A 568-nucleotide genomic window follows, 5' to 3' on the forward strand; every position below is an offset into this window, starting at 1 on the left:
GAAGCGAAAAGAGGGAAGACGACAGAAAGAAGTGAAAGAGGAAAAGAGCGAGTACGGGGAATAGGAGAAAAAAAAAAAAAAAAAAAAATAAGTAGGGAGTGAAGAGACAGAGAGAGACAGAACAGACACAAAGAGGAGAAAAAAACAGCAGAAGAGGAGGATAACGGAGAAAAAGACAAAGAAGGAAAAGAGAAGAATAAGCAGAAGGAAAGGAAGAAGGGAGAGAGGGAGGAGAAGAAGGAGAAGGGAAAGAAGGGGGAGGAGAAGGGGGAGGAGAGGGGGGAGGGAGAGGAGGGGAGGGGGGGAAGAGGGGTGGGAAAAAGAGAAGGGAGGGAGAAGAAGGGGGAGAGAAGGAGGAGAGTGAGGAGAGAGGGGGAGAAAAAAAAGGAAAGGGGGGAAGAGGAGAAGAAAGAGGGGGAAAGGGAGAAGGGAAAGAAGAGAAGGAGAGAGGAGAGGAAAAGAAGAAGGAGGAGGGGAGAGAGAGAGGAGGGGAAGAAAAAGAGGGGAAAAGGGAAGAGGGTGAGGGGAGTGGGAGAGAGGAACAGGGCGGTTTCAGCCAGCTCTCCGG

1 protein-coding gene is annotated in these 568 nt (G+C 50.4%); it reads left to right on the forward strand.

All coding sequences use genetic code 11. The features are described 5' to 3' along the window. Positions 1-312 precede the first annotated feature (312 nt). The coding region (locus tag WH91_RS24015; RefSeq protein ID WP_199533488.1) for a hypothetical protein at positions 313-568 on the forward strand (256 nt) is incomplete at its 3' end.

Source organism: Devosia psychrophila (assembly GCF_000971275.1).
Lineage (GTDB): Bacteria > Pseudomonadota > Alphaproteobacteria > Rhizobiales > Devosiaceae > Devosia > Devosia psychrophila.